At 67.8% G+C, this 16,517-nt stretch carries 18 protein-coding genes; 17 read left to right on the forward strand and 1 reads right to left on the reverse strand.

Features of this window, described 5'->3' with window-relative positions:
* Positions 1 to 8: 8 nt before the first annotated feature.
* From rpmE to ACWFRB_RS24890, 16 genes are all read left to right on the forward strand, one after another.
* Positions 9 to 242: a 50S ribosomal protein L31 gene (rpmE, locus tag ACWFRB_RS24815; protein ID WP_027503018.1), complete on the forward strand. Its 234-nt coding sequence runs from the start codon at positions 9 to 11 to the stop codon at positions 240 to 242.
* Between the two features lie 149 nt (positions 243 to 391).
* Positions 392 to 1,471, forward strand: a complete 1,080-nt coding sequence (gene prfA, locus ACWFRB_RS24820; RefSeq protein ID WP_452643889.1) for a peptide chain release factor 1 — start codon at positions 392 to 394, stop codon at positions 1,469 to 1,471.
* A gap of 60 nt (positions 1,472 to 1,531) precedes the next feature.
* Positions 1,532 to 2,431, forward strand: coding sequence for a peptide chain release factor N(5)-glutamine methyltransferase (prmC, locus tag ACWFRB_RS24825; protein WP_452643890.1), 900 nt, complete (start codon positions 1,532 to 1,534; stop codon positions 2,429 to 2,431).
* 72 nt (positions 2,432 to 2,503) lie between these two features.
* Complete coding sequence (locus ACWFRB_RS24830; protein ID WP_452643891.1) at positions 2,504 to 3,172, forward strand: L-threonylcarbamoyladenylate synthase; 669 nt, start codon at positions 2,504 to 2,506, stop codon at positions 3,170 to 3,172.
* Entirely contained in the window at positions 3,169 to 4,521 is a 1,353-nt protein-coding gene (locus ACWFRB_RS24835; protein ID WP_452643892.1) for a serine hydroxymethyltransferase, read from the forward strand. Before ACWFRB_RS24830 ends, ACWFRB_RS24835 begins: the two co-directional genes overlap by 4 nt.
* A complete protein-coding gene (locus ACWFRB_RS24840; RefSeq protein ID WP_452643893.1) occupies positions 4,508 to 5,728 on the forward strand; it encodes a glycosyltransferase family 4 protein in 1,221 nt (406 codons plus the stop codon). Before ACWFRB_RS24835 ends, ACWFRB_RS24840 begins: the two co-directional genes overlap by 14 nt.
* Before the next feature lie 19 nt (positions 5,729 to 5,747).
* On the forward strand, positions 5,748 to 6,236 hold the full coding sequence (locus tag ACWFRB_RS24845) for a hypothetical protein (protein ID WP_452643894.1): 489 nt from the start codon (positions 5,748 to 5,750) through the stop codon (positions 6,234 to 6,236).
* Positions 6,237 to 6,649: 413 nt separating this feature from the next.
* Positions 6,650 to 7,375 carry a F0F1 ATP synthase subunit A gene (gene atpB, locus ACWFRB_RS24850; protein WP_452643895.1) on the forward strand — a complete coding sequence of 242 codons (726 nt, stop codon included), beginning with the start codon at positions 6,650 to 6,652 and terminating at the stop codon, positions 7,373 to 7,375.
* Positions 7,376 to 7,445: 70 nt separating this feature from the next.
* Positions 7,446 to 7,694: an ATP synthase F0 subunit C gene (locus tag ACWFRB_RS24855; protein ID WP_027503025.1), complete on the forward strand. Its 249-nt coding sequence runs from the start codon at positions 7,446 to 7,448 to the stop codon at positions 7,692 to 7,694.
* Between the two features lie 7 nt (positions 7,695 to 7,701).
* The gene (locus tag ACWFRB_RS24860; RefSeq protein ID WP_136911277.1) at positions 7,702 to 8,262 is read left to right on the forward strand and encodes a F0F1 ATP synthase subunit B; all 561 of its coding nucleotides are present in this window, start codon (positions 7,702 to 7,704) and stop codon (positions 8,260 to 8,262) included.
* A 5-nt stretch (positions 8,263 to 8,267) separates the two neighbouring features.
* On the forward strand, positions 8,268 to 9,092 hold the full coding sequence (locus ACWFRB_RS24865) for a F0F1 ATP synthase subunit delta (protein ID WP_452643896.1): 825 nt from the start codon (positions 8,268 to 8,270) through the stop codon (positions 9,090 to 9,092).
* Between the two features lie 67 nt (positions 9,093 to 9,159).
* On the forward strand, positions 9,160 to 10,803 hold the full coding sequence (gene atpA / locus ACWFRB_RS24870) for a F0F1 ATP synthase subunit alpha (RefSeq protein WP_392980943.1): 1,644 nt from the start codon (positions 9,160 to 9,162) through the stop codon (positions 10,801 to 10,803).
* 49 nt (positions 10,804 to 10,852) lie between these two features.
* Complete coding sequence (locus tag ACWFRB_RS24875; protein WP_077042242.1) at positions 10,853 to 11,824, forward strand: F0F1 ATP synthase subunit gamma; 972 nt, start codon at positions 10,853 to 10,855, stop codon at positions 11,822 to 11,824.
* 4 nt (positions 11,825 to 11,828) lie between these two features.
* The gene (atpD, locus tag ACWFRB_RS24880) at positions 11,829 to 13,277 is read left to right on the forward strand and encodes a F0F1 ATP synthase subunit beta (RefSeq protein ID WP_027503030.1); all 1,449 of its coding nucleotides are present in this window, start codon (positions 11,829 to 11,831) and stop codon (positions 13,275 to 13,277) included.
* Positions 13,278 to 13,283: 6 nt separating this feature from the next.
* Complete coding sequence (locus tag ACWFRB_RS24885; protein WP_027503031.1) at positions 13,284 to 13,652, forward strand: F0F1 ATP synthase subunit epsilon; 369 nt, start codon at positions 13,284 to 13,286, stop codon at positions 13,650 to 13,652.
* A gap of 52 nt (positions 13,653 to 13,704) precedes the next feature.
* Positions 13,705 to 14,127 carry a DUF2550 domain-containing protein gene (locus tag ACWFRB_RS24890; RefSeq protein WP_452643897.1) on the forward strand — a complete coding sequence of 141 codons (423 nt, stop codon included), beginning with the start codon at positions 13,705 to 13,707 and terminating at the stop codon, positions 14,125 to 14,127.
* 48 nt (positions 14,128 to 14,175) lie between these two features.
* Here ACWFRB_RS24890 and ACWFRB_RS24895 read toward each other — a convergent pair whose 3' ends face one another.
* Positions 14,176 to 14,769 (reverse strand): cob(I)yrinic acid a,c-diamide adenosyltransferase, encoded by a 594-nt coding sequence (locus tag ACWFRB_RS24895; RefSeq protein WP_452643898.1) that lies wholly within the window; start codon positions 14,767 to 14,769, stop codon positions 14,176 to 14,178.
* 82 nt (positions 14,770 to 14,851) lie between these two features.
* Between ACWFRB_RS24895 and murA the strand changes: the two genes are divergently transcribed.
* On the forward strand, positions 14,852 to 16,123 hold the full coding sequence (gene murA / locus ACWFRB_RS24900; RefSeq protein WP_452643899.1) for a UDP-N-acetylglucosamine 1-carboxyvinyltransferase: 1,272 nt from the start codon (positions 14,852 to 14,854) through the stop codon (positions 16,121 to 16,123).
* Positions 16,124 to 16,517 lie beyond the last annotated feature (394 nt).

Genomic DNA, 16,517 nt, shown 5'->3' on the forward strand with positions numbered 1-16,517 from the left:
GGGACACCATGAAGGCAGGAATCCACCCCAACTACGTGGCGACCACCGTCGTCTGCGGTTGCGGTAACACGTTCGAGACCCACAGCACCAAGGAGTCCGGACGCATCAACGTCGAGGTCTGCTCGCAGTGCCACCCGTTCTACACCGGCAAGCAGAAGATCCTCGACACCGGTGGACGCGTCGCGCGCTTCGAGGCTCGCTACGGCAAGCGCGCCGGCAAGAAGGCCGACGCCGACAGCTAGCTGTCCCGCCGACGCCCGTCCTGTGTTCCATTGCAGGCCGGGCGTCGGCTTTTTTGTACCCGTGGTGCGCGCGCCGGACCGGCGCCGACAATCCACCCATTGCACTGCCCGGCATCCCTTCGGGGGTGCCGACAACCGAGGAGCGAACCATGGCGGGGACCACCCAGCCGTCGGCGATCGATGACATCCTGGCCGAGCACGCCGGCCTCGAGCTGCAGCTGTCCGACCCGTCCCTGCACAACGACCCCGCGGCCGCCCGCCGGGTCGGCAAGCGGTTCGCCGAGCTCGCTCCCATCATGGCCACGCACACCAAGCTGCAGGCCGCCCGAGAGGACCTGGAGGCCGCGCGCGAGCTGGCCGCCGACGACTCGAGCTTCGCCGCCGAGGTGCCCGAGCTGGAGGCCAAGGTGGCCGAGCTCGACGTCGCCCTCACCGACCTGCTCGCGCCGCGGGACCCGCACGACGGCGACGACGTGGTGCTCGAGGTGAAGTCCGGGGAAGGCGGCGAGGAGTCCGCGCTGTTCGCCGCGGACCTGGCCAGGATGTACCTGCGCTACGCCGAGCGGCACGGCTGGCGGGTCGAGGTCCTCGACGCGAACATCTCCGATCTCGGCGGCTACAAGGACGCGACCCTGTCGATCAAGTCGAAGGGCGACACCCGCGACGGCGTCTGGGCCCGGCTCAAGTTCGAGGGTGGCGTGCACCGCGTCCAGCGGGTGCCGGTGACCGAGTCCCAGGGTCGGGTGCACACCTCGGCCGCGGGCGTGCTGATCTACCCGGAGCCCGAGGAGGTCGAGGAGGTGCAGATCGACGAGACCGATCTGCGCATCGACGTCTACCGCTCGTCCGGCAAGGGTGGGCAGGGCGTCAACACCACCGACTCCGCGGTCCGAATCACCCACCTGCCCACCGGCATCGTCGTGACCTGCCAGAACGAGCGTTCGCAGCTGCAGAACAAGGCGCGCGCGATGCAGGTGCTCGCGGCCCGGCTGCAGGCAGCGGCGGAGGAGGCCGCGGCCGACGAGGCGTCGGCAGGCAGGCAGAGCCAGGTGCGCACCGTCGACCGCTCCGAGCGCATCCGTACCTACAACTTTCCCGAGAACCGGATCACCGATCACCGGATCGGGTTCAAGGCGCACAACCTCGACGCCGTGCTCGACGGCGAGCTGGACGCGCTGCTGGACGCGCTCGGCAAGTCGGACCGGGAAGCCCGGCTCGCCGTCGAGTAGCCACGTGGCCACGGTCGGGTAATGCGGGGTTCCGGTGCCGGCCCATGGCAGGCTGGACGGGTGAGTCGTCAACCCCTCCGCCTCGCGATCCTCGAGGCCACCAAGCTGCTCGAGGAGGCGGGCGTACACAGTCCCCGCACGGATGCAGAACTGCTCGCCGCCCACGTCGTGGGGGTCGAACGGACCCGGCTCGGCCTGGTACCGCTCGTCGACCCCGAGGTGATCGAGCGGTACCGCGCGCTGGTCGCCCGGCGCGCCGAGCGGGTTCCTCTGCAGTACCTCACAGGTGTGTCGTCGATGGGCGACATCGACCTCCAGGTCGGTCCTGGGGTCTTCGTCCCGAGACCGGAGACCGAGCTGCTGTTCGCGTGGGCGCTCGCCTTCCTGGAGGGACATCCCGCGCATCCACCGGTGATCCTCGATCTGTGCGCGGGCACAGGGGCGCTGGCGCTCGCGCTGGCGAACGCCCGCCCTGACGCGATCGTGCACGCGGTGGAACTGGATCCCGCGGCGCTGGCCTGGACCCGCCGCAACGCCGAGGCCAGGGCGAACGAGGGCGACACCCCGATCACGCTGCACCAGGGCGATGTCACCGACCGGTCGTTGCTCACCGAACTCGAGGGCAAGGTCGACATCGTGGTGTCGAATCCGCCGTACATCCCCGAGGGTGCCGAGCTCGATCCCGAGGTCGCGGAGTTCGACCCGCACCTGGCGCTGTTCGGCGGGCCGGACGGGCTGTCGGTGATCACCCCGATGGTCTCCAACATCGCGCGCTGGCTGAAGATCGGCGGCGCCATGGCCATCGAGCACGACGACACCAACGGCGGTCAGGTGGCGGCCCTGCTGCGCGAGCGCCGGGTGTTCGGCGAGGTCGCCGAGCATCCGGACCTGGCGGGCAAGCCCCGGTTCGTGGTCGCCCGCCGGGTCGCAACGGACGCCGAGGCGGCCCGCGGGCACTGACAACCGTGGGTGGAGCCCGCGGAACGACCAGGCGTGTCTGCGACGGATCGAAGCGGATGGAAGGATGGGGGAGTGAGCATCGTCTACGACTGCCGGAACACCGATTCGCGCGAGGCGGGCATCGCTGCCGCGACGAATTCGCTCAAGGCCGGGCGCCTGGTCGTCGTGCCGACCGACACCCTCTACGGACTCGCGGCCAACGCCTTCGACGGCGAGGCCGTCACGGCGTTGTTGCGCGCCAAGGGCCGCGGGCGGGACATGCCCGTGCCGGTGCTCGTCGGCTCCTGGAACACCATCGACGGACTCGTCTTCACGGTGCGGCCGCAGGCGCGTGATCTGATCCGCGCCTTCTGGCCGGGTGGGCTGAGTCTCGTTGTGCAGCAAGCGCCTTCGTTGGCATGGGACCTGGGCGACACGAGGGGGACGGTGATGTTGCGGATGCCGCTGCACCCGGTCGCCCTCGAACTGCTGCGGGAGGTGGGACCCCTCGCCGTGTCGAGCGCGAACATCTCCGGGCACGCACCGGCCGCCACCGTCGAGCAGGCCCGCGATCAGCTCGGCGGCGCGGCGTCGGTGTACCTGGACGGCGGCCCCGCCCAGCACGCCGTCGCTTCGACGATCGTGGACCTGACGGCCGACGAGCCGCGGATCCTGCGCGAGGGGGCGGTCGCGGCCGCGGACATCGCCGAGGTGCTCGGCGTGACCATCGAGAGCCTGTTCCCGGGACGGGTACCGGAGTGAGCGCCGCGGGCTCCCCGCGACAGGCCCACGCCGATCAGGCGTTCTGGGGCCCGGACTTCTCCGAGCTCGAGCGGACCGACCCCGAGATCGCCGAGATCACCCTCGCCGAGCTGGACCGGTTGCGCGGCGGGTTGCAGTTGATCGCGAGCGAGAACCTGACCAGCCCCGCGGTGCTGGCGGCGCTGGGGTCGACGCTGAGCAACAAGTACGCCGAGGGGTACCCGGGTCACCGGTACTACGGCGGCTGCGCCGAGGTCGATCGCGCCGAGAGCCTGGCGATCGAGCGGGCCAAGACGCTGTTCGGGGCCGAGCACGCCAACGTGCAGCCGCATTCCGGGGCCAATGCCAACCTCGCGGTCTACGCCGCGTTCGCGAAGCCAGGCGACCCGGTGCTCGCGATGAGCCTGCCGCACGGCGGTCATCTCACCCATGGGTCCAAGGTGAGCTTCTCGGGCAAGTGGTTCACCCCGATCCCGTATCACGTGGACAAGTCGACCGAGCTCATCGACTACGACGAGGTCCGTGACCTCGCGCTGACCCATCGGCCGCGGATCATCGTCGCGGGCGCCACCGCGTATCCGCGACTGATCGACTTCGCGAAGTTCCGGCAGATCGCCGACGAGGTGGGCGCCATCCTGTGGGTCGACGCCGCGCATTTCATCGGGCTGGTGGCAGGCGGGGCGATCCCGTCCCCGGTGCCGTACGCCGATGTCGTCTCCGCGACCACACACAAGGTGCTGCGGGGGCCGCGCGGCGGAATGCTGCTGTGCCGGGCCGAGCACGCCAAGGCCGTCGACAAGGCGGTCTTCCCCTTCAGTCAGGGTGGCCCGCTCATGCACTCGATCGCGGCCAAGGCCGTAGCGCTGAAGGAAGCGGCGACCGACGACTACCGGGCCTACGCCTCGAGCGTGGTCGACAACGCCGCGGCGATGACCAAGGCACTCGAGGCGGGCGGCATGCGCGCGGTGTCCGGCGGCACCGACACCCACCTGGCGCTGCTGGACCTGCGCGAGCTCGGGGTGACGGGGGCCGAGGCCGAACGGCGATGCGATGCGGCCCGAATCACGTTGAACAAGAACGCGATCCCGTACGATCCGGCGCCGCCGATGGTGGCGTCCGGGATCAGGGTCGGATCCGCGGCGGTGACAACGCAGGGTTTCGACACCGATGACTGCGTGGCGGTGGGTGCGCTGATCGCCAGGGCGGTGCGGGCCGAGGACGGCACCACCGCGGGCGACGCGGAGCTGGCCGATGTGGCGCGCGAGGTCTCGGAGTTGGTGGCGCGTAAGCCGGCCTATCCCCGGCCGGCGACGCAGACGAGTGCAGCGGCAGGGGATGGCGCGCGGTGACGGTAGCCTCTTCGACGTGATCGCCGCCCATTCAGAATTGCTCGCTCAGTCGGGCCGGGGGGCCGGGGTCCCGATCAGGGAACTGCTGCTGGTGCTCTTCACCGCGGCGGTCATCACGTTCCTGGCGACCGGGGCCGTCCGGTTGTTCGCCCTCAAGTTCGGCGCCGTGGCCGTCCCACGCGACCGCGACGTGCACGTCACGCCCACGCCCCGGCTCGGCGGCGTCGGCATGTACGTCGGATTCGTCGCCGCCCTGCTGTTCGCCCAGCAGCTACCCGCGCTGGCAAGGGGATTCGACTACAACACCAAGGACATCCCTGCGGCGCTCGTCTCCGGCGGCGTCATCGTGCTGGTCGGGATCATCGACGACCGGTGGGGACTGGACGCGCTCACGAAGTTCGTCGGCCAGGTCACCGCGGCGGGCGTGCTGGTGGTGATGGGGGTCAGCTGGTTCGTGCTGTACCTGCCCTTCAACGGCACAACGCTTGTGCTGGACCAGTTGCAGTCGGGCCTGGTGACGGTGCTGATCGCCGTCGTGATGATCAACGCCATGAACTTCGTCGACGGTCTCGACGGGCTCGCAGCCGGGCTCGGCCTGATCGCGGCGCTGGCGATCTGCGTGTTCTCGGTCGGCCTGCTGCACGAGCAGGGCGGTGACGTGAGTGCGTATCCGCCCGCGATGCTGGCCGCCGCGCTGGCGGGCGCGTGCCTGGGCTTCCTGCCCCACAACTTCCAGCCGGCCCGCATCTTCATGGGGGACTCGGGGTCGATGCTGATCGGCCTGATGTTGGCGGCCATCTCCACCAGCGCCTCCGGCCGGATCCCGCTCAGCGCCTACGGCACCAGGGACATCCTCGGTCTGCTCTCGCCGCTGCTGCTGGTGGGCGCGGTGATGTTCATTCCGATCCTCGACCTGCTGCTCGCGGTGGTGCGCCGGACCAGGGCCGGACGCAGCCCCTTCAGCCCCGACAAGATGCACCTGCACCACCGCCTGCTGCAGATCGGACATTCGCACCGGCGGGTGGTCCTGCTGATCTATTTGTGGGTCGGCGTGCTCGCGTTCGGTGCCGTGGGCTCGGCCCTGCTCGACCGGCGGATCGTCGTCCTGCTGGTTGCGGGTGGCCTGGTGTTTGCGCTGGTCGTCACCGCCGTGCCGTCGCTGCGCCTGAAGCAGGTCCCCGGTCGCGATCGGGCGGGCGGGTCGTAGCCCGCTAGGCTGGCGGACCGTGACCTTCTCTCCGGAACCCGTGCCCGACCAGTCCGCTCCGCTGCGCGCAGCGGTTCGCTATGGCGTGATCGGCCTGATCGCGCTCGCGGTGATCGGCTCGATCATCGCCTTCGTGGCGGCCGGCCTGCCGGGGTTGTGGGGTGCGCTGATCGGCGTCGCCGTCGGCGGCGGCTTCATCCTGTGCACCGCGCTGGCGGTGCTGTTCACCGAGAAGCTCCCGCCCGCCACCTCGGGTGCGGTGCTGCTGGGCAGCTGGCTGCTCAAGATGATCCTCGCGATCCTGGTCCTCGGCGTGCTCAAGGGGATGGACTTCTACAGCAAGCAGGCGCTGGTCATCGTCATGGTGCTCGCCCTGATCATCGTGCTCGGCGCCGAAACATACGGGCTGCTCAAGGTGAAGGTGCCCTATGTCACTCCCACCCAGTCGGACGGCGCTCCCGCACAGCAGGACGGCCCATCCGGTGAGCCCGAATCCGACGAAAAGTAGTACGACGACCTGTCGTAATCGGTCAAGCAGGACCCCCATCTACACAACGTCGTAGTTGTATTGGTAGGGTCAGGGCCAAGCGAGAGCCGAAACTACGCGAAACACACATTTCGCAGGGTCAGGCATCCTCGCAGGTGACCACGATCGCCACTTCCGCGTGTTCGGAATTGGCAAGTCGGGGAACACCGAGTCGACGACAGTCCGCCGACACCGACAGACGCGGGGCCGAGTGCATCGGCCACAGCAGCTGACGAATACGCGAGCCGACCTTGTCGACTTGTTAGATCGTCAATGTCCGATCGAACCGCAGGCGATGCCGCCTGCGGCCACGACTACGGGAGAGACCGCTGAGCGTCACCACCCTGGCCGCGGAGTTCCATCCGCCGTCACTTGCAGACTTCTTCCCTCCCGCCGTGCTGTTCGAGGGCACGCCCTTCGAGCTCGACCGGCTGATGCTGATCCGCATCCTGATGACGGTGGTGCTCCTCGCCTTCTTCGCGATCGCGATGCGCAGCCCGAAGCTGGTGCCACGCGGCGCGCAGAACATCGCCGAGATGGGCCTGGGGTTCGTCAAGAACCAGATCACCGATGAGGTGCTCGGCAAGGAGCAGGGCAAGCGCTTCCTGCCGGTCATCGCCACGATCTTCTTCGCGGTGCTGTTCCTGAACGCGTCCGGGATCATCCCGTTCCTGAACATCTCCTCGAACGCCCGAATCGGGATGCCGATCGTGCTGGCCGCCCTCGCGTACATCACGTTCAACTACGTCGGCATCAAGAAGTACGGCTTCTTCAAGTACGTGAAGAGCAGCATCGTCGTCCCCGGCGTGCCGGTCGCGCTTCACGTCCTGCTGATCCCGATCGAGTTCGTGTCGACGTTCATCCTCCGGCCGTTCACGCTGACCGTCCGTCTCATGGCCAACATGCTGGCCGGCCACATCATGCTGGTGCTGTTCTTCAGCGCCACCCAGTTCTTCTTCTTCGAGGCCGCGGCCGGGATGAAGGTCTTCGGTGTGTTCTCCCTGGCAGCAGGTTTCGGGTTCACCCTCTTCGAGATGCTGGTGATCTTCCTGCAGGCGTACGTCTTCGCCCTGCTGACCGCCGTGTACATCGACCTCGCGCTGCACGCCGACTCGCACTGACCGCACTACACACAAACTGACCCATCCGCCGAATCCCGGTGGTGGGCAACGGAAAGGGAACGGAAACCAAATGAGCCTCGCGTACCTGGCACAGGAAGCCGTTGAGCAGACGACCACCGGCAAGGGCTACGGCGCCATCGGCTACGGCCTCGCGGCCATCGGCCCCGGCATCGGCGTGGGCATCGTGGTCGGTAAGGCCATCGAGGGCATCGCGCGTCAGCCCGAGCTCGCCGGCCAGATCCGTACCAACATGTTCCTCGGTATCGCATTCACCGAGGCCCTCGCGCTGATCGGCCTTGTCGCCGGCTTCATTTTCTGATCTCGCCATGTCAACCATTGCATTGATCGCGGCCGAGGAGGGCGAGGTTATCAATCCTCTCGTCCCCGAGACCTACGACATCGTGTGGTCGGCGGTCTGCATCGCGGTTATCGGGTTCTTCTTCTGGAAGTACATCCTTCCGAAGTTCCAGCAGGTGCTGGCGGACCGTACCGAGCAGATCGAGGGCGGCATCCAGCGCGCCGAGGAGGCTCAGGCCGAGGCCAAGGAGACGCTGGAGCAGTACCGTGCCCAGCTCGCCGAGGCACGGACCGAGGCCGCGGCCATCCGTGAGGATGCCCGCACCCAGGGCCAGCAGATCATCGCCGAGATGAAGGTCCAGGCACAGCTGGAGAGCGACCGCATCGTGGCCGCAGGCAGCAGCCAGCTCGCCGCTCAGCGTCAGCAGATCGTCACCGAACTGCGCAGCGATCTGGGCAAGACCGCGGTCGATCTGGCCGAGAAGGTCATCGGCGAGTCGCTGGCCGACGAGGTCAAGCGGTCGGGTTCGATCGATCGTTTCCTCAGCGAACTGGACGCCGTCAGCGCTGACTCCGCAGCCGGAAAGTGAGCACCATGTACGCAGCAAGCCGTGAGGCGCTGACTCATACGAGGAGCGCCCTGGAATCAGCGTTGGCCGGCGTTTCGGCCGGTGCGGCGACTGCAGCTGCGGCACAGACCGGTGCCGAGCTGTTCACGGTGGTCGAGGTTCTCGACGGCCAGCGCACGCTTCGCGCGGCGCTGTCCGATCCCTCGGCCCCCGCGGCGGTTCGGCAGGCCTTGGCCGAGCAGGTGTTCTCGGCCAAGGTTTCGGCCGAGGCCCTCGCGACGCTCAAGGCCGCCGTGTCCCAGGACTGGTCGAGCTCGGCCGACCTGCGGAACTCGCTGGTGCTGCTCGGTCGGGAGTCGCTGCTCAAGGCGGCCGACGATCAGGGTCAGCTCGACACCGTCGAGGACGAGCTGTTCCGCCTCGGCCGCATCGTGGCGGGCGACTCGAGCCTCGAGCAGGCACTGTCCGATCGCGCGACGCCCACTGCGGCCAAGCGTGAACTGCTGACCAAGCTGCTCTACGGCAAGGTCACCGCGATCACCGAGGCCCTGGCCACCCAGGCCGCAGGCCGGTTGCGGACCGCACCCGCGGATGCCTTCAACGAGCTGTCGGAGCTGGCGGCGGCGCGACGCGACAAGGCGGTCGCACATGTGCGCAGCGCCTCGGCGTTGTCCGCCGATCAGGAGGAGCGGCTCGCCGCGATCCTGACCCGCACCTACGGCAAGCCGGTCACCGTGCACGTGGAGGTCGACCCCGAGCTCCTGAGCGGCCTTGTCGTTCGCGTGGGCGACGAGGTCATCGACGGCAGTGCGGCGGGACGTCTCGCGTCACTGCGCAAGACCCTCAAGTAGTCCCGGCGGCCGCGGCCGACCTCAAACTCCAGATATTCGAAGACCAGATACCGAGAGCAGGAAAAACATGGCGGAGCTGACGATCTCCTCCGACGAGATCCGTAGCGCGATTGAGAATTACACCGCGAGCTACTCCCCGGAGGCCTCCCGCGAGGAGGTCGGAGCGGTGTCCGACACCAGTGACGGCATTGCGCACGTCACCGGCCTGCCTTCGGCGATGGCCAACGAGCTGCTGGAGTTCCCCGGCGGCGTGCTCGGCGTGGCGCTGAACCTGGATGCCACCGAGATCGGTGCCGTCATCCTGGGTGACTACGAGCACATCGAAGAGGGCCAGCAGGTCAAGCGGACGGGCGACGTGCTGTCCGTTCCGGTCGGCGACGCCTTCCTCGGCCGCGTGGTGAACCCGCTGGGCCAGCCCATCGACGGCCTCGGCGAGATCGAGAGCACCGAGAACCGTGCCCTCGAGCTTCAGGCCGCTTCCGTGCTGGAGCGTCAGCCCGTCGAGGAGCCGCTGCAGACCGGCATCAAGGCCATCGACGCGATGACCCCGATCGGCCGCGGACAGCGCCAGCTGGTGATCGGCGACCGCAAGACCGGCAAGACCGCGGTCTGCGTCGACGCCATCCTGAACCAGAAGGCCAACTGGGCGACCGGCGACCCGAAGCAGCAGGTTCGCTGCATCTACGTCGCGATCGGCCAGAAGGGCTCCACCATCGCGGGCGTCAAGCAGGCCCTCGAGGAGCAGGGCGCGATGGAGTACACCACCATCGTCGCGGCCCCGGCCTCCGATTCGGCCGGCTTCAAGTGGCTCGCCCCGTACACCGGTTCGGCCATCGGCCAGCACTGGATGTACCAGGGCAAGCACGTCCTCATCGTGTTCGACGACCTGACCAAGCAGGCCGAGGCGTACCGCGCCATCTCGCTGCTGCTGCGTCGTCCGCCGGGCCGCGAGGCGTACCCCGGTGACGTGTTCTACCTGCACTCCCGTCTGCTGGAGCGTTCGGCCAAGCTCTCCGACGAGCTCGGCGGCGGTTCGCTGACCGCACTGCCGATCATCGAGACCAAGGCAAACGACGTCTCGGCCTACATCCCGACCAACGTCATCTCCATCACCGACGGTCAGGTCTTCCTCGAGTCCGACCTGTTCAACAAGGGCATCCGCCCGGCGATCAACGTCGGTATCTCGGTTTCCCGAGTCGGTGGCGCCGCGCAGACCAAGGGCATGAAGAAGGTCTCCGGTTCGCTCCGTCTCGAGCTGGCCCAGTTCCGTGAGCTGGAGGCCTTCTCGGCCTTCGCCTCCGACCTGGACGACGCCTCCAAGGCACAGCTCGAGCGTGGACAGCGTCTCGTCGAGCTGCTCAAGCAGGACCAGTACTCCCCGATCGCCGTCGAGGACCAGATCGTCTCGATCTACCTCGCTGGCGAAGGCATCTTCGACTCGGTGCCGGTCGGCGACGTCCGCCGCTTCGAGTCCGAGCTGCTCGAGGACCTGCACCGCAACGCGGGCTCGGTCTACGAGTCCATCAAGGGCGGCAAGGCCCTCGACGAGAACTCGATCGCCGACCTCAAGGCCGCGACCGACAAGTTCAAGGAAGGCTTCATCGCCTCCGACGGCAGCCGCGTGGTCAACGAGGCCGAGGCCTCGGCACTCGGCGCGAACGAGGTCAGCCAGGAGCAGGTTTCCGTCACTCGCAAGCACGTCAGCAAGTGAGCGTGACTGCCGTGTCGGAATCTCGTGGGAAGGGAGTGTGACTGAGTAGATGGCAAGCCTGCGCGAACTGCGCTCACGTATCAAGTCAGTCAACTCGACCAAGAAGATCACCAAGGCGCAGGAGCTGATCGCGACCTCCCGCATCACCAAGGCTCAGGCCAGGGTTGCGGCGTCGAAGCCCTACGCCGAGGAGATCACCAAGGTGCTCTCCGCGTTGGCGAGCGCCTCCGGGTCGCTCGACCACCCGCTGCTGAACGAGCGGCCGGAGCCCAAGCGGGCTGCCGTGCTGGTCGTCACCAGCGACCGCGGTATGTGCGGCGGCTACAACTCCAACGTCCTCAAGGAGGCGGAGGAGCTGATCCAGCTGCTGCGCTCCGAGGGCAAGGAGCCGGTGCTGTACGCGATGGGCGCAAAGGGCCTGACGTACTACACCTTCCGTGACCGCGATCTGAAGGGCGCCTGGACCGGGTTCTCTCAGCAGCCGGGTTACGCGGATGCCGCCAAGGCGAGCCGGCACCTGGTCGAGCTGTTCATGGCCGGGTCGGGCGCCGAGGTTGCCGCGTACAACGGCGAGGGCACGGTCGAGGGCGTTGACGAACTGCACATCGTCTACACCCGCTTCGTGTCGATGCTGACCCAGACGCCGGAGGTCCGGCGCATGGCTCCGCTCGAGGTCGAGTACAAGGACGAGAACTTCGAGCTCGGGGAGGACATGCTCTCCGATTCGAACGGTGCCAATCCGACGGCGCAGTACGACTTCGAGCCGGAGGCCGGGACGCTGCTCTCGGCGCTGCTGCCGAAGTACATCAGCACCCGGATCTACTCCTCGCTGCTCGATGCGGCGGCCTCGGAGTCGGCTTCACGTCGTACCGCCATGAAGGCGGCAACGGACAACGCAAACGAGCTGGTGAACACCCTGAGCCGCCAGGCCAACCAGGTTCGCCAGGCCCAGATCACCCAGGAAATCAGCGAGATCGTCGGTGGCGCTAATGCGCTCGCCTCGAGCGCAGGAAGTGACTAGACACATGACCGCAGCAGTAACCCAAACCAACGCGAACGGCTCGGGCACCACGTCCGGCCGGGTCGTGCGGGTCATCGGTCCCGTTGTGGACGTTGAGTTCCCGCGTGGCGCCGTTCCCTCCCTGTTCAACGCGCTGAACGCAGAGGTCACTCTGCCGACGGTCGCGAAGACGCTGACCCTCGAGGTGGCGCAGCACCTGGGCGACAACCTGGTGCGCACCATTTCGATGCAGCCGACCGACGGCCTGGTCCGCGGCGCGGCGGTCGTCGACTCCGGCAAGCCGATCTCGGTTCCCGTCGGTGACGTCGTCAAGGGCCACGTGTTCAACGCCCTCGGTGACTGCCTCGACACCCCGGGCCTCGGTCGCGACGGCGAGCAGTGGGGCATCCACCGCAAGCCCCCCGCCTTCGATCAGCTCGAGGGCAAGACCGAGATCCTCGAGACCGGCATCAAGGTCATCGATCTGCTCACCCCGTACGTCAAGGGCGGCAAGATCGGTCTGTTCGGTGGTGCCGGTGTCGGCAAGACCGTTCTGATCCAGGAGATGATCACCCGTATCGCCCGCGAGTTCTCCGGCACCTCGGTGTTCGCAGGCGTCGGTGAGCGCACCCGTGAGGGCACGGACCTCCACCTCGAAATGGCCGAGATGGGCGTTCTCCAGGACACCGCCCTTGTGTTCGGTCAGATGGACGAGCCGCCGGGAACGCGTATGCGCGTCGCCCTGTCGGCGCTGACCATGGCGGAGTACTTCCGCGATGTGCAGAACCAGGACGTGTTGCTCTTCATCGACAACATCTTCCGTTTCACGCAGGCCGGCTCCGAGGTCTCGACCCTGCTGGGTCGTATGCCCTCCGCCGTGGGTTACCAGCCGACGCTGGCGGACGAGATGGGTGAGCTCCAGGAGCGCATCACCTCGACCCGTGGCCGTTCGATCACCTCGCTGCAGGCGATCTACGTCCCCGCCGACGACTACACCGACCCGGCGCCCGCGACCACCTTCGCGCACCTCGATGCGACCACCGAGCTCTCGCGTCCGATTTCGCAGATGGGTATCTACCCCGCTGTGGACCCGCTGACGTCGACCTCGCGCATCCTCGAGCCCGGCATCGTCGGTGCGGAGCACTTCCGCGTCGCGAACGAGGTCAAGCGGATCCTGCAGAAGTACAAGGAACTGCAGGACATCATCGCCATCCTCGGTATGGACGAGCTGCAGGAAGAGGACAAGATCCTCGTCGGCCGCGCGCGCCGTATCCAGAAGTTCCTCGGCCAGAACTTCATCGTGGCCGAGAAGTTCACGGGTGAGGCCGGTTCCGTGGTGCCGCTGCGCGACACCATCGAGGCGTTCGACCGCGTCTGCAAGGGCGAGTTCGATCACCTGCCCGAGCAGGCGTTCAACAGCTGCGGTGGACTCGACGACGTCGAGGCCGCTGCCAAGAAGATCGCCGGGAAGTAGTCGACAATGGCTGAGATGACTGTTGAGCTGGTTGCCGTCGAGCAGCGGCTGTGGTCGGGTTCGGCGACGCTCGTCAGCGCTCAGACCACCGAGGGCGAGATCGGCATCATGTACGGACATGAGCCGGTCCTCGGCCAGCTGATCGAGGCAGGCGTGGTCGCCATCACCACCGCCGACGGCGAGCGCGTCGTCGCCGCGGTGCACGGTGGCTTCCTCTCGGTGACGGGCACCACCGTCACGATCCTGGCGGAGTCCGCGGACTTCGCGGGCGACGTCGATGTCGAGGCCGCCAAGGCGGTCCTGGCTGAGACGACCGAGGATCTCGAGGCGATCGCGATCGCCAAGGGTCAGCTCCGCGCCGTCGAGCGCGCCTGACCGGTACCCCGATAGCCGCGACGAGCAAGGCCGACGAGCAGTGACAACCGGAGTGACAGTTCTTTTCGTTCTGGTTGTCCTGCTCGCGGCGCTCGTCGCGGCTTTCGTGTATCGCTTGGGGGTACTGCGCCGCGGCGGCACCGCGGCGATCGTCCGGACCACCCCCGCGGCCGCGGGCCAGGGCTGGCGGCACGGTGTGATCCGGTACGGCGAGGAGGACCTCGTCTTCTACAAGCTCTCCAGCCTGCGGCCGGGACCCGACTCGCGGATCAGCAGGCAGGGCATCGAGGTGGGGGATCGGCGCGGGCCCCGCGACACCGAGTTCGACATCATGACCGACGAGATCGTGATCCTGTCGGTGCAGGACGGCGATCACGGCTACGAGGTGGCGCTCGATTCCGGCGCCCTCACCGCGTTCCTGTCCTGGGTGGAATCGCGTCCCTCGGGGCGCTCCATGCGTGGCCGTCCGGCCTGACGCCCAGTACCTCCAGACCCCGGCTCATCGCCGGGGTCTTTTCTCGTTTCAGTGCCCGTCCGCGGATTCGGTGCCGCCCGCGCCCGGCTTCCACAGCACGTCGCCCTCGGGATTCGCCGCCCGGCTCAGGATGAACAGCAGGTCGGAGAGGCGGTTGAGGTACTTGGCGGGCAGCACACTGGTGTCCTCGGGGGAGGCGTCCACCGCCGCCCATGCGGATCTTTCGGCGCGTCGCACCACGGTCCGCGCCACGTGCAGGAGCGCCGCCAGGGCGGTGCCGCCGGGGAGGATGAAGGAGTTCAGCGGCGCCAGCGGCTCGTTGTACTCGTCGCACCAGCCCTCGAGTCGCTCGATGTAGCCGGCGGTGACCCGCAGCGGCGGGTACTTCGGATCCGCGACAACCGGGGTGGACAGGTCCGCGCCCGCGTCGAAGAGGTCGTTCTGGATCTGACGCAGCACGTCGACGAACTCGGGCCCCGGCTGCCCGAGGGCGAGCGCTACGCCCAGGCTCGCGTTGGCCTCGTCGCAGTCCGCGTACGCGATCAGCCGCGGGTCGTTCTTCGACACCCGCGAGAAGTCGCTCAGACCGGTGGTCCCGTCGTCGCCGGTACGGGTGTAGATGCGGGTCAGGTGTACGGACATGACGTCACGGTACCGCTCGTGCAGATCGAATCGGGACCGCTCGCGGTCGGGACCCGGTCGCGGCTGACTAGGCTGTCGCACTGTGAGTGAACGCTTTCTTGTCACCGGCGGCAACAGGCTGACGGGTGAGGTCTCGGTGGGCGGCGCGAAGAACAGCGTCCTGAAGTTGATGGCGGCTGCCCTCCTGGCGGAGGGCACGACCACCATCACCAACTGCCCGGATATCCTCGACGTCCCGCTGATGGCGGAGGTACTGCGCGGACTCGGCTGTGAGGTGGTGCTCGAGGGGGACGAGGCGCGCATCACGACGCCTGCCGAGCCGAAGTACCACGCCGACTTCCCGGCAGTTACCCAGTTCCGCGCATCGGTATGCGTCCTCGGGCCCCTGGTTGCGAGGTGCAGACGCGCCGTGGTCGCGCTCCCCGGTGGTGACGCGATCGGGTCGCGTCCGCTGGACATGCACCAGTCCGGACTGGAGTTGCTCGGCGCTCGCAGCGAGATCCAGCACGGGTGCGTGGTGGCGGAGGCGGACGACCTGCACGGCGCCACCATCCGCTTGGCGTTCCCGTCGGTCGGTGCCACCGAGAACATCCTGATGGCCGCGGTGCTGGCCAAGGGCGAGACCGTCATCGACAACGCCGCACGCGAACCCGAGATCGTGGATCTGTGCAACATGCTCAGGCGGATGGGCGCCCAGATCGAGGGCGCCGGTTCCACGACGCTGACCATTCGGGGCGTCAAGTCCATGCAGCCGACCACCCATCGGGTGATCGGTGATCGGATCGTCGCGGCGACGTGGGGGATCGCGGCCGCGATGACCCGGGGCGATGTGCGGGTGCGCGGGGTCAACCCGAAGCACCTCTCGCTCGTGCTCGACAAGCTCCGGTCCGCGGGCTCGCAGGTCACGATGGAGTCCGACGGATTCCGGATCGTGCAGGAGGGCCGCCCCACCGCGGTGAACTACGCGACCCTGCCGTACCCGGGATTCCCGACCGACCTGCAGCCGATGGCGATCGGCCTGGCCGCCGTCGCGGACGGGACATCGATGATCACCGAGAACGTCTTCGAGGCGCGCTTCCGGTTCGTCGAGGAGATGATCCGGCTCGGCGCCGATGCCCGCACCGACGGACATCACGCGGTGGTCCGCGGGATCCCGCAGCTCTCGAGCGCGCCGGTGTGGTCCTCGGACATCCGGGCCGGTGCAGGCCTGGTGCTGGCCGGCCTGGTGGCGGACGGTGTCACCGAGGTCCACGACGTCTTCCACATCGATCGTGGATACCCGAGATTCGTCGAGAACCTGACGGATCTCGGTGGCGTGATCGAACGGGTGCCTGCCCCGGCCGCGGCGGGCTGATCGAGCCGTCGCAGCCGGGGGAGCACCGAGAGTGTCCGGCGTCACAACGATCGATTTCCCCCGAAAATGCCGTTCGGCAGCCTGGTCGAGCCCGCTGACCTGGCAACTTCCGGGCCGAACGGGCCGCGACATGGCGATTTGCCACAGCGTTCGTCGCCGCGTAACTTTTGTCGAGTCAGAGCGACACGGACACCGACCCGGCCGAGAGGCCAGGGACACGAGGTTGGACGAAGGCGCCAGACAATCCCAAAGCTTGCTTGATCACTCAGCCCGGTTTTGACCGGGAGGCTTCGATGAGCTAGGCTGGAACAGTTGCCCCGGAGCGGCCGAGAACGTGTTTCTTGGTGGTGATGGTGTGTGCGTGTTCTTTGAGAACTCAACAGTGTGCCGATGA

The organism is Rhodococcus sp. NPDC055112 (assembly GCF_053607505.1).